General features: G+C 67.3%; 22 protein-coding genes, 3 pseudogenes and 1 CRISPR repeat array. Of the genes and pseudogenes, 14 read left to right on the top strand and 11 right to left on the bottom strand.

Annotated features, from left to right (window positions below; translation table 11 throughout):
* Positions 1–21: 21 nt before the first annotated feature.
* The 4 genes and pseudogenes from AC0VYP_RS10400 to AC0VYP_RS10415 all read right to left on the bottom strand — a co-directional run bounded on the left by AC0VYP_RS10400 (position 22) and on the right by AC0VYP_RS10415 (position 2,810).
* Complete coding sequence (locus AC0VYP_RS10400) at positions 22–1,560, bottom strand: replication initiator (RefSeq protein WP_475474218.1); 1,539 nt, start codon at positions 1,558–1,560, stop codon at positions 22–24.
* A 220-nt stretch (positions 1,561–1,780) separates the two neighbouring features.
* A complete protein-coding gene (locus tag AC0VYP_RS10405) occupies positions 1,781–1,969 on the bottom strand; it encodes a DUF397 domain-containing protein (protein WP_475473725.1) in 189 nt (62 codons plus the stop codon).
* A gap of 170 nt (positions 1,970–2,139) precedes the next feature.
* Positions 2,140–2,276: pseudogene (locus tag AC0VYP_RS10410) on the bottom strand (helix-turn-helix domain-containing protein); the annotation flags it as partial.
* 30 nt (positions 2,277–2,306) lie between these two features.
* Positions 2,307–2,810 carry a hypothetical protein gene (locus tag AC0VYP_RS10415; RefSeq protein WP_475473726.1) on the bottom strand — a complete coding sequence of 168 codons (504 nt, stop codon included), beginning with the start codon at positions 2,808–2,810 and terminating at the stop codon, positions 2,307–2,309.
* Positions 2,811–2,940: 130 nt separating this feature from the next.
* On the opposite strand from AC0VYP_RS10415, the gene AC0VYP_RS10420 reads away from it, so the two are divergent.
* Positions 2,941–3,891 carry a XamI family restriction endonuclease gene (locus AC0VYP_RS10420; protein ID WP_475473727.1) on the top strand — a complete coding sequence of 317 codons (951 nt, stop codon included), beginning with the start codon at positions 2,941–2,943 and terminating at the stop codon, positions 3,889–3,891.
* Positions 3,884–5,656, top strand: coding sequence for an Lsr2 family DNA-binding protein (locus tag AC0VYP_RS10425; protein WP_475473728.1), 1,773 nt, complete (start codon positions 3,884–3,886; stop codon positions 5,654–5,656). The genes AC0VYP_RS10420 and AC0VYP_RS10425 overlap by 8 nt, the downstream gene beginning before the upstream one ends.
* 55 nt (positions 5,657–5,711) lie before the next feature.
* On the opposite strand, the pseudogene AC0VYP_RS10430 reads toward AC0VYP_RS10425, so the two are convergent.
* The 4 genes and pseudogenes from AC0VYP_RS10430 to AC0VYP_RS10445 all read right to left on the bottom strand — a co-directional run bounded on the left by AC0VYP_RS10430 (position 5,712) and on the right by AC0VYP_RS10445 (position 7,809).
* Positions 5,712–6,479, bottom strand: a pseudogene (locus AC0VYP_RS10430) (transposase family protein).
* Between the two features lie 78 nt (positions 6,480–6,557).
* Positions 6,558–6,860 (bottom strand): Scr1 family TA system antitoxin-like transcriptional regulator, encoded by a 303-nt coding sequence (locus AC0VYP_RS10435; protein ID WP_475473730.1) that lies wholly within the window; start codon positions 6,858–6,860, stop codon positions 6,558–6,560.
* On the bottom strand, positions 6,818–7,003 hold the full coding sequence (locus AC0VYP_RS10440) for a DUF397 domain-containing protein (RefSeq protein ID WP_475473731.1): 186 nt from the start codon (positions 7,001–7,003) through the stop codon (positions 6,818–6,820). The genes AC0VYP_RS10435 and AC0VYP_RS10440 overlap by 43 nt, the downstream gene beginning before the upstream one ends.
* Entirely contained in the window at positions 7,000–7,809 is an 810-nt protein-coding gene (locus tag AC0VYP_RS10445; protein ID WP_475473733.1) for a helix-turn-helix domain-containing protein, read from the bottom strand. The genes AC0VYP_RS10440 and AC0VYP_RS10445 overlap by 4 nt, the downstream gene beginning before the upstream one ends.
* Positions 7,810–8,158: 349 nt before the next feature.
* On the opposite strand from AC0VYP_RS10445, the gene AC0VYP_RS10450 reads away from it, so the two are divergent.
* The 7 genes from AC0VYP_RS10450 (at position 8,159) to AC0VYP_RS10480 (ending at position 12,455) form a co-directional block, all read left to right on the top strand.
* On the top strand, positions 8,159–8,620 hold the full coding sequence (locus AC0VYP_RS10450; protein ID WP_475473735.1) for an ATP-binding protein: 462 nt from the start codon (positions 8,159–8,161) through the stop codon (positions 8,618–8,620).
* A complete protein-coding gene (locus AC0VYP_RS10455) occupies positions 8,608–8,907 on the top strand; it encodes a hypothetical protein (RefSeq protein ID WP_475473737.1) in 300 nt (99 codons plus the stop codon). Before AC0VYP_RS10450 ends, AC0VYP_RS10455 begins: the two co-directional genes overlap by 13 nt.
* 251 nt (positions 8,908–9,158) lie before the next feature.
* Positions 9,159–9,617, top strand: coding sequence for a helix-turn-helix domain-containing protein (locus tag AC0VYP_RS10460; protein ID WP_475473738.1), 459 nt, complete (start codon positions 9,159–9,161; stop codon positions 9,615–9,617).
* Positions 9,614–9,841, top strand: coding sequence for a hypothetical protein (locus AC0VYP_RS10465; protein WP_475473739.1), 228 nt, complete (start codon positions 9,614–9,616; stop codon positions 9,839–9,841). Before AC0VYP_RS10460 ends, AC0VYP_RS10465 begins: the two co-directional genes overlap by 4 nt.
* Complete coding sequence (locus AC0VYP_RS10470) at positions 9,834–10,103, top strand: helix-turn-helix domain-containing protein (RefSeq protein ID WP_475473741.1); 270 nt, start codon at positions 9,834–9,836, stop codon at positions 10,101–10,103. Before AC0VYP_RS10465 ends, AC0VYP_RS10470 begins: the two co-directional genes overlap by 8 nt.
* 527 nt (positions 10,104–10,630) lie before the next feature.
* Positions 10,631–10,810 (top strand): hypothetical protein, encoded by a 180-nt coding sequence (locus AC0VYP_RS10475; RefSeq protein WP_475473742.1) that lies wholly within the window; start codon positions 10,631–10,633, stop codon positions 10,808–10,810.
* A 1,096-nt stretch (positions 10,811–11,906) separates the two neighbouring features.
* Entirely contained in the window at positions 11,907–12,455 is a 549-nt protein-coding gene (locus AC0VYP_RS10480; RefSeq protein WP_475473744.1) for an EF-hand domain-containing protein, read from the top strand.
* Positions 12,456–12,977: 522 nt separating this feature from the next.
* Here AC0VYP_RS10480 and AC0VYP_RS10485 read toward each other — a convergent pair.
* From AC0VYP_RS10485 to AC0VYP_RS10495, 3 genes and pseudogenes are all read right to left on the bottom strand, one after another.
* The gene (locus AC0VYP_RS10485; RefSeq protein ID WP_285761531.1) at positions 12,978–13,175 is read right to left on the bottom strand and encodes a hypothetical protein; all 198 of its coding nucleotides are present in this window, start codon (positions 13,173–13,175) and stop codon (positions 12,978–12,980) included.
* A 721-nt stretch (positions 13,176–13,896) separates the two neighbouring features.
* Positions 13,897–16,050, bottom strand: coding sequence for an RNA polymerase recycling motor ATPase HelR (gene helR, locus AC0VYP_RS10490; protein WP_475474220.1), 2,154 nt, complete (start codon positions 16,048–16,050; stop codon positions 13,897–13,899).
* Between the two features lie 943 nt (positions 16,051–16,993).
* Positions 16,994–17,649: a CRISPR direct-repeat array (repeat unit 29 nt; unit sequence GTGCTCCCCGCGCACGCGGGGATGGTCCC).
* A gap of 33 nt (positions 17,650–17,682) precedes the next feature.
* A pseudogene (locus AC0VYP_RS10495) lies at positions 17,683–17,913 on the bottom strand (NUDIX domain-containing protein); the annotation flags it as partial.
* Between the two features lie 508 nt (positions 17,914–18,421).
* Between AC0VYP_RS10495 and AC0VYP_RS10500 the strand changes: the two are divergent.
* Genes AC0VYP_RS10500 through AC0VYP_RS10520 form a run of 5 tightly spaced genes read left to right on the top strand, consistent with a single transcriptional unit; the run spans position 18,422 to position 24,332 of the window.
* Positions 18,422–19,408 (top strand): substrate-binding domain-containing protein, encoded by a 987-nt coding sequence (locus AC0VYP_RS10500; RefSeq protein WP_475473746.1) that lies wholly within the window; start codon positions 18,422–18,424, stop codon positions 19,406–19,408.
* Positions 19,409–19,462: 54 nt separating this feature from the next.
* Positions 19,463–20,965, top strand: a complete 1,503-nt coding sequence (locus tag AC0VYP_RS10505) for a sugar ABC transporter ATP-binding protein (protein WP_475473747.1) — start codon at positions 19,463–19,465, stop codon at positions 20,963–20,965.
* 14 nt (positions 20,966–20,979) lie between these two features.
* Positions 20,980–21,990 carry an ABC transporter permease gene (locus AC0VYP_RS10510; RefSeq protein WP_285761522.1) on the top strand — a complete coding sequence of 337 codons (1,011 nt, stop codon included), beginning with the start codon at positions 20,980–20,982 and terminating at the stop codon, positions 21,988–21,990.
* Positions 21,991–22,008: 18 nt separating this feature from the next.
* Positions 22,009–23,094 (top strand): zinc-dependent alcohol dehydrogenase family protein, encoded by a 1,086-nt coding sequence (locus AC0VYP_RS10515; RefSeq protein ID WP_475473749.1) that lies wholly within the window; start codon positions 22,009–22,011, stop codon positions 23,092–23,094.
* Entirely contained in the window at positions 23,091–24,332 is a 1,242-nt protein-coding gene (locus AC0VYP_RS10520) for a DUF4380 domain-containing protein (protein ID WP_475473751.1), read from the top strand. The genes AC0VYP_RS10515 and AC0VYP_RS10520 overlap by 4 nt, the downstream gene beginning before the upstream one ends.
* Positions 24,333–24,337 lie beyond the last annotated feature (5 nt).

Consider the following 24,337-nt stretch of genomic DNA (forward strand, 5'->3'; position numbering starts at 1 on the left):
TTTATGCTACCGCGTTGGGGTTTACGCGGTGAGCGCCCAATAGGAGATCTCTTTCTCCCGCCGCAACAAATCCCGGTATTCCTCGATGGCGGTAGCGCGTTCGCGCGCCATCATCTCCACCAACAAGGTGTCGGCCGAGCGCGCGTAACCTCGGCCCGCATACCGCCACGCCGACACGATGACCGTTGAGGCGTTCTCGGTGTCTTCGCCCTCCACCGGCACCCCCAGAGCCCACACGTCGGCCTCACCGGCGTCGGCGCGCTGCTGCGCACGCCAGGTCCGCCGCGCCCGGCGAAGCGCACCCAGCGTGAGGCTGTAAACCTTGCTCTTGGTCGCGAAATGCCCTTGGAAACCGAGGGTGTGCGCCCACGAACGCAGCTTCAAATCCGCCAGCTCCGCACGCCCACCCAGATCCCAGGCGGTTTCCACCAGCCGCGCCAGATGCGGCCCCACCTGCGCGCGCAACGCGTCCATACGCAACTCGCGCAACCGCCGCGCAAGCGCGATCGACGACCCCACCGAATCACTGGCCGTCTTCGTCGAGTACTTCGCCAGATACGCCGCCACCCGCCGCGAGTCGCCCACCGGTCCCCCTTCGGAGACATCGGTCAGATCCCGCTGAACACCCCACTCCGCGACACGAAGCCGCCCATCCGGAGACGGCAACGCCAAAGACGCCGATGTCACCGCGGATTCCACCGCCGCCGACAGCACGTCTGTGGTGGCCCAAGCCGGGGGAACCGCCAACCGTGACCGGTCACTTGGGTCAACCCCGTCCAGGCGGATGACCACGTGCAGATGAACCACGCCGCGCCGCTGGAATTCGGCCACCTTCACATACGACGCGCGGATCACGTCGCGCGCGGCGCGCACCGACACATGCCGCCCCAACACCATCGAGGCGGCCGGAGCCAGCGCCCGATCAATGGCGATCCGGGTCCGCCGCCACAACTCACTCACCGAAGAGTTCCACAGGACTTGGCCGGTGTAGTCGTAGCAGTCCGCGCAGATGGGCGAGCCCACCACCGGGTGATCCTGGGCGTGGACCAGACCGCAGCCAGCCGGCCGCCCATGAACACAGGAACGAGCCCTACCGGAGCGCGGCCGGCAGGCCGCTCCCCGCGCACCATGCACCGCCCCAAAACTCGGAGCCGTCAACGTCACGAACAAACGCGGATGCGTGCGCACCGACTCCGGCACCACCCCCGCCTGACGCGAACCACCCTCTTTCGAATCGGCCGAGGACGACGGCCCCAACCGCCCCGCCAGCCCCGAGGCCACCAGGTGCCACATGTCGCGCCGGTACACCTCCGCACACGGACCACACACCGAAGCGCGCCGATCCCCACACGCCAGCAGAAGCGTCCCGTCGGGCTGATCAGCCGTTGCGAACCGGGCCTTGACCTCACCCGTGGCGTTGTCCAGTGCTGCCGCCGACCCGCTCACCCGCACCGGACGGGTACAAAACCGCGCCCGCTCCACCTGGGATCGCCACTGGCCATAGTCGGCCCCGCCTACCCGATCGAACAACGCCGCTTCCACCGAATCCACACACACCACCCGTCCCAAAACGAACAAACGTCCGGAACAAGTCTGAAGGAAAACGACGAAACTGCGAGATTATTTTGTGACCAAATCACGCAAGGGTGTGTCATCCGTGCGCATCCGTGTCCATCCTTAGTCATCCGTGCCTCAAAAAGAGCGCACCCAACCGGCTCCAGGCATGAACAAACCCCCTCCCGGCACGCGAAAGGGGGTGACCGAAACCTAGGGGAGAAGGCTACAGACGACCGGACTTCACCTCGGCGAGGAACGCGCCCCACGCCTCAACCGAAACCCCCACATGCCCAAGGCCCCGGTTCTGCGTGTCACGCACGAACACCGCATCCGCAGTCTCCGCGACCGCCACACACTCGCCGCCAGTCTGATTGCTGTAGCTGGACTTGTGCCAGGACAGGTCGGTGCTCATGAAAACTCTCCTTGAATGAGCCTTTTCCAATCTCACGCTGACGCGTGGTGAAGGACGAGGATGGCCTGGATGATGGCTGTGATGCGGGTGGTGCTGCAGTGGAGCTTCCGTGGGAGACGCGAGCCCTTCAGGGGGCAATGGCCTGTTCGCCGGGGCGGCGGGTCTTGGCGTATGTAGTGGTATGGGGTCGCGATACCGATTTCGAACCCGGCGGCGAGTTGGGCGTAGGTGTCACCGCATCGCAGGTGGGCCAGGACGGGGAGAGCCTGAGGGCCGGGCGCCGCCACCGGGTCCCGGTCTCCCCACGCTGGCACTTGTGGTATCGCCGCCTTGCCAGTCACTGCTTGCCGGTAGGCAGGTGCTCGTAACTGCCAATAGCTTCGGTATAGGGCCGGAGGTACGGTTGAAGTTCCTTCTGCAGCAGCCCCGCGTCCTGAGGAGGAAGCGCAAGTGTGGTACGCCGGAGCGTTATGGCCCACCCGCGAGAATTTGGAAAGACATCAAGTTGTGGCACCAGCTGTCGAAGGTCTAGCCCGTGCCGGTAGGGGGCAAGACCTTGCATTTCGAACTGGAAACCCGCAGTGAACTCGCGCTCGCCGAACCGTACCGGGTCCTGTAGGACGCCTACCGAGGTCGTCACTCGCCCAAGACCGATGACACGACCAACATCGCGCGTAGGGTTTGCGAAGCATCCCCGCGTCGTGTATAGCATCACTTGATCATCCTGGCGTACCGGTTGAGCTTTCGGTGTCCGTCCTGCGGGGAAGGCCATCCGCTGCTCGGTCAGGACCCAGCGCAAAGCGGTGCGCTCACCGAGGATGACGAGATGTGTCGTGACCATGGAATCACCATAGCTCCAGCTGGTGTTGCTTCTAGGGCCCAAGCGGCACACACGCCAAGGCTGCTTCCGTAAGCTATGCCTGCAACTGGTAGCCGCAACTGCTCAAAAATACCCAAAAGGTGCATTCTGCGTGATCAATGCCGACAAGCCGTACCGCTGGAGCGAGGACACTCAGGCTTCCGTTCGTCTCTACAACGAGTGGTTTCTCGATGCGGCCCCCAAAGCGTATCGCGACACACGCCAACATACCATTGACGAAGTCGAGAAAGCATTCGACTGGACGGCTAATATGGCCGCCATTACGCCTGATTTGCTGAAGGCGCACCCAAAAATTATTTCTGCCCTGCGTATGAGTACGTCTCCCCCTCTCGCGAAAGACCGGCTAGTCGGGCTATCTGACGGGAATAAGACTCTTCTGGAGAAGATGGAGAAGGAGGGAAAATTCCCTTCCAAGATGAAACCAGAAGAGGCGAACGCGTATCTGTCCAGGATGTGCTCCGTAATCAGTGACCTTCTGGACTTGGACCTGTTTAAGTGGTGCCGAATCGGCGGAGAAGCCACCCCGGGTCAGCGGGAGCTCGCAGCTACGGTCGTCGCAGACCGCCTTTGTGGCTCCATTGCAGACCCTATTGTTCGGAATGCGCAGGAGCGAAGGCAGCTGGCCCTGATTGAGGATTGGCTCAGCGCTCGCGGGTATACTAAGAAACAGCATCCCTTGGCGCTGCATATTACGGACATGGAGCCGGGAACTTTTTCCTTCCGTCAGATTCTGGTTGTTGGTGAGGACTATTCGGTTAAGATCCCGGTAGACGTCGTCATTCAGCCACATTCCCCCAAGAGTCACCGCTTGCCTGTTCTGATAGAGGCAAAATCGGCTGGCGACTTCACGAACACGAATAAGCGGAGAAAAGAAGAATCTCATAAAATTCGGCAGCTCCAGCAGCGATATGGAAATGACGCTTCTCTGTTGCTTTTCCTTTGCGGATATTTCAATGCAGGGTATCTGGGGTACTCTGCCGCTGAGGGTCTAGATTGGGTATGGGAGCACAGGATTGACGACTTGGAGGCTGCGGGTGTATAGCCAGTGGGGTGAAAAAGAGGATAGTAGGATTGGCCTGCAAATCTCCCTCGACGGAGAGCGGACGCTTCTCGACCGCAATCAATGGGGCCAATTTGCTACCCCGCCGTCTCTGGCATCTGAGATTATTCGGTACGTGCTTCAGTTGCATGAAGGGGAAGATATTTCCTTCCTGGAGCCATCCTGTGGCTCTGGCTCCTTCTTTTCTGCCTTGGTGCGAGATATTGGCGAAAAGCGCCTGCAGCAGGCGGTGGGCGTCGAACTGGATCCGCGCTTTGCGAAGGCCGCTTCTCAGCTCTGGGGTGATTATGGGCTGCAGGTAATTGAGGGAGATTTCACCTCTCCCCACACGGTCCGTGACTATGCAGCCTCGCTTCTCGTAGCGAATCCACCCTATGTGCGACACCATCACATCGCTTCGGATAGGAAGCGTGAACTGGTTGAAGCCTGCGCTGCACAGGTCGGCATCAAGCCTTCTGGCTTGTCTGGCCTTTACCTGCACTTCGTAATGCTCAGCCACAGGTTGCTGGCGCCAGGTGCGGTCTCGGCTTGGCTCATTCCGAGTGAATTCATGGACGTTAATTACGGGAAGGCGCTTAAGGAGTACCTGACGAAGAAGGTGCAGTTGCTCAGGGTCCATCAGTATGGCGCCTCCGAGGTGCAATTTGATGATGCGCTTGTGACTTCCACTATCGTCGTTTTCCGAAACGCACCCCCCAACTCTGAAACTGTGGCCGAGTTTTCTTTCGGAGGGCCGCTTGCCAGTCCGAAAATATCCCACAGTATTGACGTTTCTAGCTTGAGTGTGACGGGTAAGTGGTCGCGCCAAATTAACGGCGCTACGGTAAGCCGACGGTCAGGGCCGACGCTATCCGACTTCTTTAAGATCCGTAGAGGGCTTGCAACCGGGTCGAACACATTCTTCATCATGCCGCGTGAGGATGCGGAGCTGATCGGCATCCAGAATAGGTTTCTTCGTCCCATTCTGCCCAGCCCTCGAAAGCTCAAAGTGGACGCCGTTGAAGACGATGACTGCGGCTGGCCGGAGCTCCCGGAACAGCTGGCACTCCTGGATTGTCCGCTCCCTCTGGATCGACTGCATGACGAGAATCCTGCATTGGCGAAATACCTAGAGAGTGCAGACGATAAGGTCACTGGAGGTTACCTCGTTAGTAAGAGGTCTCCTTGGTATAAGCAGGAGCAGCGCGAAGCAGCGCCATTTCTCCTGACATACATGGGGCGTGGAAAGGATGAGAAGCATCCGCTTCGTTTCATTCGAAATCACTCCAAGGCTGTCGCTACCAACATGTATCTCATGCTGTATCCGACCGGGCCTCTGGAGGAATACCTGGCCGAGGATCCGGAACGAATCAAGCTGGTACATGAAGCCCTTCTGGCTCTGACCGCTGAGGAGTTGCGGGGGGGCGGAAGGGTCTATGGTGGCGGGCTCCACAAGATGGAGCCCAAGGAGCTTGCTGCCCTTCCAGCAGACACGATTGCTGCCCTCCATCCGAGTTTGCGTGTTGTCAGCACGACGACATGTGAAACCACAGGGAAAGCGTCTGTTCAACGCCCCAAGGTGCCGGGTTCATCCACTGGAGAAATTCGCGCTTGGGCCCGAGCGAATGGCCTTGAAGTCCCGCCCCGAGGCCGTCTCGCTTCTGAGGTGTTGGATGCGTGGCAGCGAGCGCATTCCGGCACCAACCAGGCTGAAGCTTCAACGGCTTCGGGAGCCACCCAGGCCGAGCCGCTGCACACGCTGTGGTGAGTCTCCAGTCGCCTGAGTGTCGGCAAAGTGTGGGATCACGGAGCCTTTTCCAATCTCACGTTGACGCGTGATGAAGGACGAGGATGGCCTGGATGATGGCTGTGATGCGGGTGGTGCTGCAGTGGAGCTTCCGTGGGAGACGCGAGCCCTTCAGGGGGCCATGGCCTGTTCGCCGGGGTGTCGGGTCTTGGCGTGTGTGCTGTTGTTTCGGCGCGGCCTCCGCTTAAGGCGGCGGTATAGGAAGGGCACCCGGATGGGGCCGCTGGCACCCTGGTACGCCTTGTCGGCCCAGCACGTGAGGTCGGCGTCGGTGAGTGCGTTGACGATGCCGTGGGTGCGGGCGGCGATCGGGGGCGTGGGTGGATCCGAAAAGCGCGGGCGAGGTCCGCAGCAGGCGGCCGGACGGGTCGGTGAGGGCCTGGACGTTCATGCCGTGACGTTTGTGCTTGCCTGAGTGGTGCGGGGGGTCGGCGGCGATCCGGTCGATCGGCAGCGGAGTGCCGTGCAGGATCACGAACGCCTTGGTCTTCGCGATGTGTATCGCCTCGGCCGGGGTGGGCGTGAGGGCGGCCGGCAGGTTGAGGGCTTGGCGTATGTAGTGGTATGGGGTCGCGATACCGATTTCGAACCCGGCGGCGAGTTGGGCGTAGGTGTCACCGCACCGCAGGTGGACCAGGGCGGGGAGAGTCTGAGGGCCGGGGGGAGGCGCTGCCACCGGGTCCTGGTCTCTCCACGGCCGCACAGCGAGTCGTCCGGTCAGGTAACGCAGGGTGTGACCGGACAGGTCGGTGACGGGTAGACAAGCACGCGAAGCTCCTGGCAGGCGGCGGATCTTGGTCGTGAACCCGTCTACCGGGAGCTTCGTCGTTCCGTGGATCCGTCCAACACGCGGCCAGCGCCATCAGGTTGGAAACGGCTCAATCTCTTCGATCAACTTCCGCGATGCCACCGCAGGCAGTGTCACCCCGAGGAGGCCACCGGACACCTGGGTGTAGTCGTCTACTGTGTCAACGTCGTCGATAGCGGTACCCTCGCTTAGTGTCTCTATGTAAAAATGGGCTCTTTTATGAAATTCTGAAAAATTAGCCGACACCCCTACAGGCCCTGCATGCGATAACCCCCGGAGAAAAACCCCGAGGGTTATCGTTACCCGCCATGCGGCTACACGCGTCCGGCCTTCACCTCGGCGAGGAACGCGCCCCACGCCTCAACCGAAACCCCCACATGCCCAAGGCTCCGATTCTGTGTATCGCGCATCAATATACAATCGGCGTTTCCGGAGAACTCAACGCAATTTGCTTCTCCCTTGCTATAGCTGGATTTCTTCCATTCTTGGTAAAAATTCACTGGTATTCTTCCTTTATTTGTTGGATCAGGTTTCGTGATTGGTCTGGTGGGAGTGCGACGGTACGAAGGTCGCCCATGAGTGCAACGTGCTCGTCAATGATCTCAGGGTCAATGATCACATCTCCACTTGCCCCGGTTTCGCGAAAAAGCACCATAGCTTCCGGTACTCTGATCAGCCGAAACGATCCATCGACGCCGGGCGGGTTCCATACGGTAGCAGGCACGATCACGACTTCGGCCCGCTCCCAGGTAGAGACCTTGGCAAGGTGGTCTAGTTGATCACGCATTATTTCCGGGCTGCCAAAGCGACCGCGAAGTACGTGCTCGTCAATCACCGCAACAAGATATGGCGCATCGGTTTCAGCAAGAATGGAATGGCGTGCCATTCGATCGCTCACCTGTGATTCGAGGTGAGATTTTCGAGCGGTTCGATTTCCCGCGCGGAAGGTAGCGCGTGCGTAGTTTTCGGTCTGGAGGAGTCCGGTTACTACCAGGCTTTGGTAGTCCAAGATCTGATATGCGCGACGCTCCATCTCAGATACGCGCCTGTACCCTTCGGGCGGTTGCCAGCCCTCATAAAGGCTTTTCCATAGATTTGCGAGTTTTTCCCCAGTGCCCAGAACTTCGTCCATGCCCCGGGCTTGATGTTCGGATATCCGAACTTTCCCCAGTTCTGCATCGCTGATCGCACCCTGTCTCATTCGTACAGGAGTGCCGAGCATGGCTTGTGAAATCCCAGCTTGGCGACGCAGCCGACGAACAGTTTCCCCGAACTGACTATCCCTGCCATCAGGTTCTACCGTCATGCATCTGACTGTATCCAATTTTTATCGCTTATGTATAGGGCGATAACTAAGTTAACGCAGATCATGGGGATAGTTGGAATCGAAGCCTTGTGCGATGCAACGATGAAGTGCGCCCGAAATATTCAGATGTTATCGGCCGCAAAGTGTTTGCAGGTTATGAATTTTTGAACGCAAACGGCCCTGACCAGCGCTTCCGACGCCAGGCAGGGCCTTAAGCCCCCACGACTGGATAGGCCAGGTGGAGACTCATGGACAAGGTTAGTGCCCGACTCACCCCCCAACGTCCGTATGCGCGAACAGCGGGCCGGGTGCGCCCGTATGTGCGTCGGGTGAATGGCGGGGTGTTGTGATGACGGTGTGCGCGGCGGCGTTTCCCGGGATTCCCGGCAGTGTGGCCGAGGTGCGGCGCTTCGTCGTCGCGGCCCTGGCCATCGCCCCTGAGGCGGTGGTTCCTCGTGAGGTGGGTCAGACCGCTGAGTTGTTGGTCAGTGAGCTGGCGACCAACGCGATTTGCCACACCCACAGCGGCGATCCGGGTTCGTCCTACGGGGTCGAGGTGCGCGTGGACGCGGGCAGGGTGCGGGTGGAGGTGAAGAACCGCAGTCCGCGTGATGTGTTGAACCGCCCCCGGGTACGCACCCCCGTTGAGGACGCCGAGCACGGACGCGGGTTGTTCCTGGTCGCGGCGATGTCCACCGACTGGGGCACCATGTCCCATAAGCAAGGTGTGTTCTTCACCCTGGAATGGGTGGTCGGAGCCCCCGAAACCGAGGCGTTGATCCTGGCCCGGGGGCGGCCGTGTACAGCCTGACCCCTACCGCCGATCTCTGTCTGGCACGCGCGGAGTTCCCCGCCTACGAGATCTGCGAACTCCACGCGGCGGTGGGTGTGCCCGAGGTGGTCGCGGTGCTGAAGGAAACCCACTGGCCGAGCGGGTTGGCGTACCTGGTGTGCGCGGGATCGGTCGAGGAACTGTGCGCGGAACTGCGTACCCAGGCCCAGACCCCGCGCCCGCGTCCGGCGTTGCCCCAGCGCGACCGTGAGTGGCGCTACTGGAAGCCCACCGTCCCCCCATACGCCCCTCTGAACCCCCGGTAGCGGTCGCAAGCACACCGTGAGGGTTTGGGGAGGGACAAGCCCCCACGGTGGTACCGCACCGGGAAGGGGTCCCGCGCGAGCAGCCCACAGCGCAGATGTGCGAGCGCCGCGCGGGACCCACCACTACCCCCGGTGAGAAGGCACTGATGTCCGGGCGGACGCCGTTGCTGCCTTCTCACCGGGACACCCAGCACTACACCCCGTGCCGTGCTGGATTTTCCGTTGCCCCCTGATTCATAGAAAGCCGTGTTTTGTCGTTTCTTCCCCACAGCCCCCCACGCCCCCGCACCCATCCTGATTTCCGCGATTGGTTCGGGGCGGAGCTGCGCCACTGGCGAGAGCGCGCCGACCTGAGCAGGCGTGATCTGTCGGTCATGGCCGTGATCCGCGTGGAGACCATCGCCGCCATCGAGGAGGGGCACGCCCACTGTCCCGCCGACGTGGCCACCTGCCTTGACGAAGCGTTGGCCACCGGCGGAGCGCTGGCACGGGCTTTGCCCTATCTCACCCGCAGCGCCGATCCTGCCCCCGGTGTGGCCGAACTCCTCAGCGCCTACACCCCCCGAGCGGTCATCGCCACCACCCAGGCGGGCAAAACCGTGCTCATGCACTGGCCAGCGGCGTCCTTGCGTCATGTCATCGCCGCGTTGGGAGCCCCCGACATTGACGAGATCCCCCTGCCCATCCACCACGAGGTCAGGGCAACATGAGCGACCAAGCAGCGTATCCTCGCGCCTCAGACTCACCCGGCACACCACGCAAGTGGTACCGCGCGGGGTGGAGCGTGGCCGACCTCATGGCCGTGACCGGGCTGACCTACCAGGAGGTCCGCGCGAAGCTCGATGCCGTCCGTACTCCGTTGAGGACGCCCCGCCAGAGCGCGAAGCTCTACGCCATGCGCGACACCGTAGAACAGGACAGCCCCGATGAATGACATCACCGACGACGCGCGACGCGCGGTTTCTGACTCCGTTTGTCTCCAGTTGGGTGCGGCCATCCGGCGGGTACGCACCGACAAGAAGCTGAGCCTGTACTACCTCAGCGCCGCCATAGGCACCAAGAACTCTCACTTGAGCAGCATTGAACGCGGCCAGGTCGTCCCGTCGTTCGTCATGGTCGTGCGCATCGCCCGAGCACTGGACGTGACGGTGCGGGAGCTGTGGAACGAGGAGGACGCCACCGGCGACACCGCATAGGGGACACGTCACGCATCCGACGCCGAGGCCGGTGGGGTTTGGGTGTGTGAGGGGATTCCCTAACAGGTCAAGACCGACACGGCCCGCCCGCGCTACGCGCGGACGGGCCGCGCCGTTGCGTGCACCCACCGGGACGCAAGTCGGCCCCGCTCCCCGGACACAGCGCGCTGCGCGCCCGACTTCGTCGGGTGCTCGCGCTCGGCCCGGTCGCGTGACCTCCGCGCCCTCCCGTGCCGCGCCCGGCTCACCCTCCGCGCGTGGCCGGGGCCCGCGCCGCCCGCCCGCGCGTGAACCCCTCGTACCCTCAAGCGCCGACCCGCCCCACCGGTGGTCGCGCCGCTCCTGCCCCCGTCGTGGACCCCGTTCGCCCGCGCCCCCCGCCCGGCCCCGGCTGACTCATGAATGCCTAACCCTTTGGGGGTGCGGGGGTCAAGGTCGTTCAGTCGTGGAGTGCTCCACCTTGCCCCCCGCACCCCCAAAGGGTTCGAGACGGCCCCGCCAGCCCGAACCTACAGCGGGGAGCCCCAATGCCCACGAACGCCTTCTACTTCGACGCCGCCGACGAAGCCGCGTGGCTGCTCACCTCCGAGGACCCCGCCGAGGTCATCCGGGGCCTCAAGCGCTACGCCGCCCTGCCCACCTGGGTCCGCCCCCACGTCGAGCGCTTCATCGAGGACCACCTCACCCCCCACGCCCAGGCCGCTTAGCCCCCAGGGGCGGCCCCTGCGGGGGTCGCCCAGCTTCTTGCCCCGCACCGCCCGGAGCGGATGACGGCCTGCGCCACGCCCCACACCTCCAGCCCCGCCAAGGGCCCATCCCGATTCCGCGGGAGCACCACCGCGTGGCCGGCACCCGCCCCGACCCGCAGCCCAGCACGGTCGGGTGGCCGGATCTGTCCACTCGCACACGTCGCGGCGGGGCCCTAAGGATCGGGGGCCAGGGCTCAAATACCGGGGCAGGGGGCACGCCCCCGCCCTTGCGCCAACCAGCTTGCGGCCCCCGATCCTCCCGCCACGACGCGCGCGCCCGTCCAGATCCCGCCACCCTCACCGCCGCCACCGCACCACCCCAGCCGGTGACCGGGGAATGCCCGGACGACCCCAACCGGCCCGAGGCGGTATCGAATCGCCACGGGCCAATATCCCCGAACGTCGCGTTACCAGCGCTCAAAGCCCGGATGGTAGGCCGGTTCGGGCCCGGGTCGTGGCCCGTGCATGGCCCGGGAAAAATGACTCTGGATGTCTCACGCTGACTTTCGGTGTCTTTCGGTGTCGTCAGATGTCACACCGCAACCCCCAGCCCGCCCAACTCGCCCGATCGGTGCAGGTCACGGCCAGGGGGTCTGACATGCGAAGAGGCGACGCCCGCGATGGACGCCGCCCCTGATTAAGGTCTCTCACACGCGGGGATGGACCGGAGCGGGGGGCGGCGGAGGTGGTTGCTGCGGCGTGAGCCCCGCGCACGCGGGGATGGACCGTTTTTCATTGGCGGCTTTGACTTCTGACGGGGGTGAGCCCCGCGCACGCGGGGATGGACCGGACCTCGATCAGGCCGAGCGCGTCCTCAAGCAGTGAGCCCCGCGAACGCGAGGACGGGCCGGGAGCCGATTCCGCCTCGGAGTGAGTCGAGGACATTCCGCGGGTTCCGCCTTTGTCGCGACGCGGACCGAATAGGGCGTCATGGTCGTCCATGACCATGACGCGCCGTGCGTAGGAAAACCCCTGGTCATGGTCATGGGCCATTGAATAATCGCTCACTGTGAGTGAACGGGGACGGCCCGTTCCGAATCCGACGGGATGCACCATGACCACAGCCTCCATCGACCCGGCCGCCGTCAAGTACGGTCGCCTCTTCGACGCCTTCGACACCGACGGCGACGGATACGTCGAGTGGGCCGACTACCAGCGCCTCACCGACCGCTACCTCTCCGACCAGGGCATCGGCAAGAACGATCGTCGGGCCCGGGCGCTCACCGCCTGCTACCAGATGCTGTGGATGGAGCTGCTGCGTCACGCGGACGGCGCCGAGCGCCTGACCCGGGAGCAGTTCATCGCCGCCCTGCGCGCGGCCTCGTTCGACACCAGCCGGTTCAACATGATCGAGGGCCTGCCGCACGCCGTCTTCGACATTCTCGACTCCGACGGCGACAACGAGATCGACAGGAACGAGTTCGCTCAGCTCCTGAAGCGCCTCGGAGCCGAGACGCCCGACGCGATGGAGCGGTTCACGGTCATGGACACCGACGGCGACGGCCGCATCAGCCGCCAGGAGTTCATCCGCTCGGCCCGGGAGTTCATCTACGGCCACGACCTCCAGCACTCGCCGGGCAGTGTGGCCTTCGGCGCGGTCTGAACGGTCCCCACCACACGGTCCCGGGCCGATGCGGGGCATCGAGGGTGACCGGGGCCCTGACGGCGGACCGTCGGGGCCCCGCCCGCAGAGTCCGTCCGGTGCTCGTGGGGAGGTCGGGCCACCGCCCGGTCAGGCGTTGACAGGGGCGCTTCGGTTCTCCGGTGCCCGAGGAGGAGGCAGGAGAACAGGCCGGACCGGGGTTGCGCGGGAGAGGGCAAAGCGGCCTGCCGGGGTATTCTCCGGCGGCAGAGCGGGCGACGGGTGTTTTCCCGTCGGTGCGTTGTGGCGGCCGCCCTGTTCGCAGAGGCGGCTGCACGGACCGATCAACAGCCGGACCCTGGGCGGGGCCGCAGTGAGCGGACCACCGGTGGCGTCCGGTTCTTCGTCGCTGCGGGGTGCGTCGGTCGAAGGCGCCAATGGGGTCTGCCGTCGCGGGTCCCGGGACCCGCTCGGAAAGTGACGCGTGCGTACCGGCCCGTGGCCGGCACCGAACCCCATCGGCGAATATCGGTAAGCAGAGGACTACGCCACCAGTTCCACGGTGAGTGCGCCGACACCGATGGAGAGGAGGTCCTCCACCGTCCACGACGCTCCCGCAGGATCGACCTCGTGTGCGGGCACGACTGCGAACGCGCCGCCACGGTGGACGAGTGCGGCGCGGGGACCGGCTGATATCAACATCAACCGGTAGGCCAGCGGGACGGACAACAGCGGATGCACGAGAACCCTTTCTTGTGTGTGCGGGGGAGTGGCCCCCCGGTTCGTCGGTGTGCTCCTGGACGGACTTCTCCACGGGATACGGCGACAACGACAACGGCAGGAGCAGCCGTTGCCACGTCGTTGACCCGCGAAGCCCCAGAACCGGGTTTCTCGCCGACCGGGTAGAAAGCCGGCATGGCTGAGAACAGCGTCGGCATGTGCGGTGGATCCCGGAAGCGGCGGGAGTCCGTCAGCGGCGCCCTTCACCTCAACCGTGGAAGCCGTTCGGGAACAGGGCTTCGCGGATGGACGGGGGCGGCGCTTTCCCATGCCTCGGTGGACGAGTCTGAGGAGGAGAAGATCCAGAAGTATCCATAGCATACTTTCCGCGAGGGAGTGAAGTTTGTTCATTTCTCTGTTTCGCGGTGGAGCCGCCGAAATCATCCGGATCGGGGCCGCCCGCGCCCGGACAAGAGCGGGTCTTGAGCCGCCCCCTGGAGACGGGGCATCGCCGCCGGCCGAGGGCGGGCGGCCCCTCCCAGTGGCGGTGGCGCGTCCTTTTCGGGAAGGGGACGCGCACACGATTCACGGCCGGAACCGCCCCGCCCTTTCCGATCGGCGCGGCGGAACGGGGAATTTCCTTTTGTCGTGAGGAAATGCGTTCTCGCGTTGCGGGCGTTTTCCGGGCCGGATGATTTCCGGCAGAAAAACGGGACCGGCGATCACGGTGTCGCGGCCGACGTCAGGAACTCGTGAGGACGACGAGCTGCCGGGTCGCCCGGGTCATCGCGACATAACGGTCCACCGCCCCTTCGACACCCCCGCCGAACGCCTCCGGGTCCACGAGGACGACCAGATCGAACTCCAACCCCTTCGCCAGGCCCGGGGTCAGCGACCGGACACGAGGCGTCGCCCGGAACGCGGGATCACCGATGACGCAGGCTGTCCCGTCGGTGTGCTCGGCGAGCCAGGCGTCGAGGACCGCGCCCAGTTCAAAGGCGCGTCCGTGCACGACGGGGACGCCGCTGCTGCGGATGGAGGTCGGCACGTTGGCGTCGGGGAGGACCGCCCGGATGACCGGTTCGGCCCGGGCCATGACCTCCGACGGCGTCCGGTAGTTGATGCTCAGGGAGGCCGACGCGATCCGGTCGAGGCCGATCCGCCGGAGCCGCTCCTCCCACGACTCCGTGAACCCGTGCCTGGCCTGGGCGCGGTCCCCGACGATCGTGAAGCTCCGGGACGGGCAGCGCAGCAGCAGCATCTGCCACTCCGCGTCGGTCAGTTCCTGGGCCTCGTCCACGACGATGTGCGCGAACGGGCCGGCGAGCAGGTCCGGATCGGTGCCGGGCAGCGCGCTCTCGTTGACCAGGCTGTCGCGCAGGTCCTGTCCGTGCAGCATCGTCACCACCCCTTCGCCGTCGTCGTCGGCCTGGAGCAGGTTGTCGATGACGCCCGACATCCGCTCGCGTTCGGCTGCTGCGGAGGCGTTGTACCGACGCCTGCGTCGTGCCGCGTGCGGGTCGCCGAGGCGCTGGTGCGCCGCGTCCAGGAGCGGCAGGTCGGACACCGTCCACGCCTGGGCGTCCTCGCGCTGGAGTTTCCCGATGTCGTCGATGCCGAGCCAAGGGGCGCACTTGCGCAGGTAGGCGGGGACCGACCACAGGTCCCCGACGAGGTCGGTCGCCTCGATCAGCGGCCACGCGCGGTTGAGCGCCGTGACCAGTTCCGTGTCCCGCAGCAGCGACCTCCGGATCAGGTCGGGTCGGATCTCGTCGTCGCCGTCGTGCTTGTCCACCAGGATCGTGAGCAGCTCCTCCAGGAGCTGTTCGCGCGCCTCGTTGTGCGCGATGCCGGGGTCGAGTGCGTCGAACGCCTCGGCCCAGTCCTCGGCGCCCAGCCAGATGTCGGCCCAGTCCGTCGTGACCGTCATCCCCTCGGTGGGCGGCTGTTCGTAGAACCTGACGGCCTCCTCGATCGCCTTCACCAGGTCCCCGGACGACTTCAGCAGGGCCACGTCCGGGTCGGTCTCGACCGCTGCGGAGGCCCCCTCGGGGACGAGGTCCCGCAGGGTGCAGGTCTGCACGCCCTCCTCCCCGAGGCTGGGGAGGACGTCGGAGACGTAGGCCAGGTAGGGCTGGTGCGGGCCGACGAACAGCACGCCGCTTCGCTGGTGGCGGAGGCGGGGGTCGGAGTAGAGGAGGTGGGCGGTGCGGTGCAGGGCGACGACGGTCTTGCCCGTCCCCGGGCCGCCGTCGACGACGAGAGCGCCCCGGGAGCCCGCACGGATGATGGCGTCCTGGTCGGCCTGGATGGTGCCGAGCACGTCGCGCATCCGGGCCGACCGGTTGCCGCCGAGGCTCGCGATGAAGGCGGACTGGTCGTCGAGGGCGGCGTGCCCCTCGAACCCGTCCGTGGTGAACACCTCGTCCCAGTAGTCGCTGATCCGGCCGCGCGTCCAGCGGTACCTGCGGCGGCTCGTCAGCCCCATCGGGTTGGCGTGAGTGGCCGCGAAGAACGGTTCGGCCGCCGGGGAGCGCCAGTCGAGGAGCAGCCGGCGCCCCTCGCCGTCGGTGAGACCGAGCCGTCCGATGTATACGGGTTCGGGGTCGTCCGCGCCGACGATGCGTCCCAGGCACAGGTCCAGGCCGAAGCGGCGCAGCGCGCGCAGGCGGCCGGCCATCCGGTGGATCTCCATGTCCCGGTCCATGACCTCCCGGCCCTTGCCGACGGGCGCGCTGCGTCTGGCGTCGAGACGTTCGGACAGGTCGGTGATCGCCTGTTCGAGGCTCGCCGCGATGGCCGCGAAGTGCTGCTGGTCGCCGGCGATCAGGGCCGGGGCGGCCTTGGGCGAGAGGTGGTCGGGAAGGTCGAACGCGCTGGTGGCGAGGGTGTTCACGTCGTTTCCCGTCTCGTGGGTTCTGGTCACGATCGACGATTGTGCGCCCTGCCCCGGGTCTTGCCGCAAGCCCCCGGGTGCGCTATAAGTTGAGAGTGGAGAGAGGTGGCTGGAACCCTCCTCCCGTGGTCGTCCGCTCTGGACGGTCCCCCTTTGCGAAGCGCGGTGCGCCGCCTGCGGCGACCCCCTCGGGCACGGAAGTCCCCCTCGACCGCACGGCCGGGCTGCTGATCGCTCGCCCCGGCCCTGAGAGGCGACGGCCTGGCAGTGGCCGACCTCTCCCGACGCCAACCATCCGGCCTCAGGGGCGCAACGCGTGATCGACGGCCCTTGGGCGGGTGTTTTTTGGGAAAATCGTCTTCGGGCAATGGCCCCGCAGCGGCCGATGAAATTCCGGAGCGGTCCTGGCGGCGGTTCGGGGAACGGCATTTCCGTATTGGTGCACCACGTGCGTTTCGCCGCGGAATTCTTTTCCTCCGGTCAATTCGGGCCCGTTTTCTCGGGATGGCCGAGGCGCTTCGGGGCAGTACGCGGGGTCGTTCCGAGGTGAGCGGCTGCGGTGGCCCCCGTCGTCCCGGGCTGCGCGGAACGCGCCCGGCCGTCCCGTCGGGCCGCTGTGGGCCGTTTTTTCGGGTTCACGATCATCCGGTTCGGCGCCGACCTCAATTCGCTTGGGAAACCGCTGTCCTGGTGGTTCGCGAAGGCCGTCGGCGCGCTTGGGGAGCGCCCCGGTTCCGGCCAAAGGGAATCTATGCGGCAGCTGCCCCGAAGGCGCCCTGGCCGCTTCGCCCGCCTCGCTCCGGGGGCGCTGACGGCGCGGTCTGGTCGGTCTGTTGCTGTATGCGGCCGATAGGTGCGATAAGGCTTTTTGGGTGAAAGGTTCTTTTCTCGACAAGTGAATGAAAAGACGGTTACCCACTGGTAGAGTCCCAGGTCAACAAGAGTGCTCCCCGCGCACGCGGGGATGGTCCTCGGACATGAATTCCACGGGGGCGATTGCGGACGTGCTCCCCGCGCACGCGGGGATGGTCCCGCGGCGGGAAACCTGCCCTGACCCTCACGCAGGTGCTCCCCGCGCACGCGGGGATGGTCCCCGGGCGCCAGCTCCGGGATCTGGATCGCGGTCGTGCTCCCCGCGCACGCGGGGATGGTCCCCCGGCCAGGATCTGGGCCAGGTCGCGGGCCGCGGCGGGGGCGCGGTGGGTGCTCCCCGCGCACGCGGGGATGGTCCCGCGTGCGCCGGTGTAGGGGGCGTGGATCAGTTGGTGCTCCCCGCGCACGCGGGGATGGTCCCGCCGACACCGGCCAGAGCTGGGCTTTCGATGAGTGCTCCCCGCGCACGCGGGGATGGTCCGTTCGGGGGAGGGTCGCGGCCTGTGGTCAGGCCGTGCTCCCCGCGCACGCGGGGATGGTCCCCCAACCACAAACTGCTCGCCGTGCCTGCCAGGGTGCTCCCCGCGCACGCGGGGATGGTCCCAGTCAAGCCCGCTGGGCGAAAATCGGAAAGAAGTGCTCCCCGCGCACGCGGGGATGGTCCCCTGATCACGTCGAAGGGGTCGCCTGCGACCCAGTGCTCCCCGCGCACGCGGGGCTGGTTATGCCGACGCGGGCAAGGTCCTCGCGCTGTCGGCGGTGCACGACGGCGATCAGGGACAGGTCGGCCGGGTCGATATCCACCCCGACCTCTTCCCGGACCTCCCTGGCCGCGCCGTGCGGGATCGGCTCGCTCTCGTCGAGGTGGCCGGAGGGCAGGTGCAGCATTTTGTCGCAGTGGCCGGTGTGCTGCCGCTCCAGCAGGAGGATCTCGTCTCCTCGCGGCAGGATCACGTGGGCGTCGATGATGCTGCGGTAGCGCTCCGGCACAAGGTCACCCCATCAGGCGGTTTCGCGGTGTCGTCGCGACCGTGGCCCCCGATGGCGGCGGTGGGTTCGAAAAGCAGCGATTCGATTGCCTCCGCGGCTTGCGAGGTGTCGGCGGCCAGGGTCCGCACGCCGGCGTCCTCGGAGGTGGCGGCGCCCCTCGTTGCAGCTCGACCGCGCGGCCGGGAAGGGGTGGGCCGTCCTCGAAGCGGCCATGCGGGCCGCGCACGTCGAGCCGCTTGCGCGGTACGTCAGGCGTGGCGGTGAGGACGAGCTGTGGATTCGATGGATCGGCTCCCGCCGTCCCGGTCCGGGACTCCAAAGGTGTGACCAATGTGCTGCGATCTCCGCCGGGGCGGTCGTGCGGGGCCGCAGCCTGCCGCCAATCGTCGTATTAATTCATTAATTAGTATTTAATATTGACGTAACGCGCATCACAGTGGCATGCTCTCTGTCAGTCATCGAGGTCGTCCGCACAGGTCAGCCGGTCGGCACGGGTCAAGGAGGTTCGATGGGGACACGTTCGCGGCGCGCCGTCGCCGCGCTCGCGGCGGCCATGTGCGCGGTACTGATCGCGGGCTGCGACGCCAAGCTCGGTGAGGACGGACGCATCGGCGTCGTCTACATGGACGCCCAGGGCTACTACGCCGGAGTCCGCAAGGGGATGCAGGACCAGGCCGACGAGTCCGGCCGCAGCCTGCAACTGCTGGAGCTCAACGCCCAGGGCGACGCCTCCGAGGAGAGCACGTTCGTTGACACCGCCAGCTCCGCCAAGGTTGACGCCCTCGTCCTCTCGCCGGTCTCGGCCACCGCCTCCATCCCCGCGGTGCGCCTCGCCCACGAGAGCGGCATCCCCGTGATCTGCTACAACACGTGCATCGAGGACGAAGCGGCCCGGGAGTACGTCACCGCCTACATCCTGGGCGACCCGCACGAGTTCGGCCGCCTCCTGGGCGCGGCCGCCGCCGAGCACTTCGCCGCCGAGGGCGTGGACGCCCCCAAGATCGCCGTCCTCAACTGCGAGTTCGCCGAGGTCTGCAAGCAGCGCCGCGAAGGCTTCGAGGAGGCGCTGTTCGCCGAGCTGCCCGACGCCGAGATCGTCGCCAACCAGCAGGGCGCCACCATCGACGAGGCCGTCAACGTCGGCGAGCGCCTGCTCACCGCCCACCCCGACCTCGACGCCTTCTACGGCGAGGCCGGCGGCGCCACCATGGGCGCGGTCCGCGCGGTGCGCGGCGGCGGCAAGTCCGGCCAGGTCGTCGTCTTCGGCAGCGACATGTCCACCGACGCCGCCCGCGCCCTCGTCGACAACACCATCCTCAAGGCCAACGTCAACATCTCCGGGATCACCGTGGGCCGCATGGCCGCGGGCATCGCCGAGGACGTCATCGCCGGCCGCGAGCCCGAGGAGTTCGTCGTCAACGCGCCCATCGAGCTCTACAGCACCGGCGAGCAGGCCCAGGAGTGGCTCGACACCCACCCCGACGGCATCCCGTAACCCCGGGCCCGCACACCAGCCCCGTCCCACCGTCCTTTCAGCTACGGAGTCCCCATGAGCGATGACCGACCGGTCGTGGCCGCGACGCGGCGGGCGACCAAGACCTACCCGGGCGTGCGCGCCCTGGACGCGGCCGACTTCGAGGTCCGCGCCGGAGAGGTCCGCGCCCTGCTGGGCCGTAACGGCGCCGGCAAGTCCACCCTGATCCGGCTGCTGTCGGGCGTGGAGACCCCCGACAGCGGAACCGTGGAGGTCGGCGGCTCACCCCTGGGCGACGGCGGGGTGCGCCGCGCCACCGAACTGGGCGTGGGCACCGTCTACCAGGAACTGAGCCTGGTCCCGCAGATCTCCGCCGCCGAGAACCTGTTCCTGGGCGTGTGGCCGCGCACCGCCGGACGCGTGGACTACCCCCGGATGCGCGCCGAGGCCCGCGAGGTCTTCGCCGAGCTCGGCCTGGACATCGACCCCGACGCGATCGTCGCCGACCTGCCGCTGGCCCGCCAGCAGCTCGTCGAGATCGCCCGCGCGTTCCGGGCCCGACCGCGCCTGCTCATCCTCGACGAGCCCACCAGCGCCCTGGCCGCCGGCGAGGCCGACATCGTCCTGGCGGCGGTCACCCGCATCGCGGGGCGCGGCGTCGGCGTCATCTACGTCAGCCACCGCCTCGACGAGATCCGCCGCGTGGCCGACACCGTCACCGTCATGCGCGACGGCGCGGTCGTGGAGACCACCGACGTCGCCGGGGCCACCACCGCCCGCATCGTCTCCCTGATGCTGGGCGAGGCCGCCGACGAGGTGCCCGAGCGCACCGAGGCCGACGTGGACCGTTCGGCCACGCCGCTGCTGTCGGTGCGCGGGCTGTCGGTCCCGCCCAAACTGGAGGACGTCTCCTTCGACCTCTACCGGGGCGAGGTCCTGGGGCTGGGCGGCCTCATGGGGTCGGGACGCACCGAACTCCTGCGCGCCATCAGCGGGTTCCTGCCCGCCGGCGCCGGCAGCATCACCGTTGACGGCCAACGCGTCACCTGTCCCACCCCCGCCGTGATGAAGCGCCTCGGCGTGGGCATCACCCCCGAGGACCGCAAGGGGGAAGGGGTCGTCCCGCTCCTGGGCGTCTCGGAGAACATGGTGCTCACCTGGTTCAAGGGCGCGTCCACCGCCGGGACCGTCAGTCCCGCCCGGGTCAACGGCATCGGCCGCGGCCTGATCGAACGGCTGTCCATCAAGACCGCCCGCCCCGACACCCCCATCGTCAACCTCAGCGGCGGCAACCAGCAGAAGGCCGTCATCGGCCGCTGGCTGCACGCGCAGAGCCGCATCCTGCTCCTCGACGAGCCCACCCGCGGCGTCAACGTCGAGGCCAAGGCGCAGATCTACCGCATCGTGCGCGAACTCGCCGCCGAAGGCGCGGCCGTGCTGTTCGTCTCCAGCGAGCTGGAGGAACTGCCCCTGGTCTGCGACCGGGTCCTCACCATGCGAGCCGGTCGGCTCGCGGGCGAGTTCACCGGCGCCGACATCACCCTGGACACCATCATGGCCGCCGCGATGGCGGCGTGACCGGCGAGGAACCAATGACAACCACCACCGCACCCACGCCACCGGCGAACACCGCCTCCTCGGGCTTCCTCGCCCGGTACGGCCACCGCCTCAACGAGATCGGGCTGCTCGCCGCGATCGTCCTGCTCTACATCGTCCTGGGCTCCACCGCCGGTGGCTTCCTCAGCGTTGACAACCAACTCGGCCTGCTGCGCAACGCCGCGATGATCGGCATCGCCGCCTGGGGCGTCACCCTGGTCATCATCTCCGGCGAGATCGACATCAGCATCGGCCCGGCCGTGGCCTTCGCCTCGGTCATCGTGGCCAAGGGATCGGCCGAATGGGGCCTGGGGGTGGGCGGCGCCATCGTCCTCACCCTGGCCCTCGGCTTCGCGTGGGGCGCCCTGGCGGGCTGGCTGCGCGCCCGCTTCAACGTCCCCTCCTTCATCGCCACCCTGGGGCTGTGGAGCGTGCTGGGCGGTCTGGCCCTGTACATGACCGACGCCCTGCCGGTGCCGCTGCCCGAGAGCGCCGTCTTCGACGTCCTGGGCGGCTCGATCCTGGGCATCCCCACCGCGGCGATCGTGATGCTGGTGCTGTTCGGCGTCTTCGCCTACCTCGCCAAGTACACCGCCTACGGCCGCACCGTCTTCGCCATCGGCGGCAACGCCGCGGCCGCCCGCCTGGCCGGGCTCAACGTCAACCGCGTCCGCGTGCTGCTGTTCGCCACCACCGGCCTGCTGGCCGCCATCACCGGCGTGCTCCTGGCCGCCCGCCTGGGCTCGGGCAACGGCGGCGCGGCAGCCGGCCTGGAGTTCGACGTGATCGCCGCCGTCGTCATCGGCGGCACCGCCCTGGCCGGCGGACGGGGCTCGCTGCTGGGCACCCTCCTCGGCGTCGTCTTCATCACCGTGATCAGCAACGGCCTGGTCCTGCTGGGCGTCAACTCGTTCTTCCAGGACGTCGTGCGCGGCCTCATCATCGTCGCCGCCGTCCTGGTCAACGTCATCATCAGCCGCCGCAACGCGGCCACCAGGCTCGTCTAGGGGAAGGGGACGGCGACAATGACCACGACCAGCGGGGACCGACCCCACACCATGCGCGGCGTCTACCTGCCGGGCGACTCCACGGCGGTGGTGCGCGACCTCGACGTACCCGAGCCCGGCCCCGGCCAGCTCCTGCTCAAGGTGGGCGCGTCGGGCATCTGCGGCAGCGACATCGGGTTCATCTACCACGAGCACAAGACCCACCGCGGCATCGACGGCCCCGCCTACCGCGGCGTCGTCGCCGGGCACGAACCCTCGGGCACCGTCGTCCGGTCCGGGCCCGGCTGCCGCAAGTTCGGCACCGGCGACCGCGTCATCGTCTACCACATCGCCGGATGCGGGGTGTGCGACAACTGCCGCCGCGGCTTCATGATCAGCTGCACCGGCGCCCAGCGCGCCGCCTACGGCTGGCAGCGCGACGGCGGCCACGCCCAGTACCTCCTCGCCGACGAGGCCACCTGCGTGCCGCTGCCCGACGCGCTCACCCACGTTGACGGCGCGCTGATCGCCTGCGGCTTCGGCACCGCCTACGAGGGGCTGCGCCGCATCGGCGTCAACGGCGACGGCGACCTGCTCGTCGTGGGCCTGGGCCCCGTGGGGCTGGCGGCCGGGATGATCGGGCGCGGAATGGGCGCGGCCCGCGTCATCGGCGTGGAGCCCTCCGCCCAGCGCCGCGAGTGGGCCGCCGGACTCGACGTCTTCGACACCCTCGCCGGCCCCGACGAGGCCGCCGACGCCATCGCCGCGGCCACCGGCGGGCGCGGCGCGGCCACCGCCATCGACTGCTCGGGCTCGCGCCCCGGCCGCACCACCGTCCTGGACAACGCCGCCGAGTGGGGACGCGTCTCACTGGTCGGCGAGGGCGGCACCCTGGAGACGGAGGTGTCGGACACCCTGCTGCACAAGCAGCTCACCCTCTACGCCTCCTGGGTGACGTCGCTGCCCACCATGGCCGAGCTCGCCACCAACCTGGTGCGCTGGGGCCTCAGCCCGCAGAAGGTCGTCTCCGACCGCTTCGGCCTCGCCGACGCCGACGCCGCCTACCGGCTGGCCGCCGGCGTCAGCCGCGGCAAGGTCGTCCTGGTCAACGAGGACGACCGGTGAGCGGCGCCGTCCGCGTTGAGCACGACACCACCGGACCCTACGAGGTGGTGTACCTGGACAACGGGGTGCTGCGCCTGGGTGTGGTGCCCGCGCTGGGCGGGCGGCTGCTCTCCGCGCTCCACCGGGGAACGGAGTTCCTGTACCGCAACCCCCGTCTGCTGGGCGCCGACCTGCACCCGGTGGACGGGGAGCGGCCCGCGCCGACCAGCGGCCCCATGAGCGCCTGGCGCAACTTCGGGGGCGACAAGACCTGGCCCGCGCCCCAAGGGTGGGACGGCCCCCACGAGTGGGCCGGCCCACCCGACCCGGTGCTGGACTCCGGGGAGTACGACCGCGCCGTCGCGACAGGGGCCGACGGCGCGGTCACCCTCACCCTCACCAGCGGCGACGACCCCAGGACCGGGCTGCGGCTGCGCCGTCGCCTGACCCTGGCCCCCGGCCGCAGCGGCTACCGGCTGGAGCTCACCGCCCACAACACCTCCGACACCCCGCGCCGCTGGGCGCTGTGGAACGTCACCCAGCTCGGCGCCGAACCCGTCGGCCACGCGAGTGCCCAGGGCGTCTACGTGGGCACCGCCGACTCCGCGGACCCCTCCGCGGTCGTCCCGCTCGTGGCGGGCGACGCCAACCCGCGGGTCGAGCAGTCCCACCCCGGCGTCCTGCGCGTGCCCGCCCAGGACGTCATCGGCAAGGCCGGGTTCCCCGCCGCGACCGGCTGGCTGGCCTGCGTGGGAGCCGCGGGGACCATGACCCAGCGCTTCGACGTCGTAGAGGGCGCCCCCTACCCTGACCAGGGGTCGCGGGCCGAGGTGTGGTTGGAGTACCCGCCCGAACATCCCCTGGAGCACCTGGGCGGACTGTTCCCCGCCGACCGGATAGTGGAGTGCGAGGCCCTGGGCCCGCTCACCGACCTCGCCCCCGGAGACTCCACCACCCTGACCATCGACGCCGGATTCGGTTCCGGGACCGCCGCCGTCACCGACGTGACCCCCGACGGCTTCTGGAGCGAGCCGCCGCGCCTGTCCTCCACGCCCGACGGGACCCGCCTGTCGGGAGCCTTCACCGCCTTCACCCCCGGGACGCTGCACTGCCGCCCGGCAGACGGCCGTCCCCGAGTGCGGCTCGGCACCGCCCTGCCCGGACTGCCGCTGCGCTTCGACACCCCGGTCCCACGCGGCACGCCCGACGCCGCCGTGGAATTCACCCCCGCGCCCCAAGGACCCACCGACCAGCGATGACGAGG

The organism is Nocardiopsis sp. iso_186 (assembly GCF_056173365.1).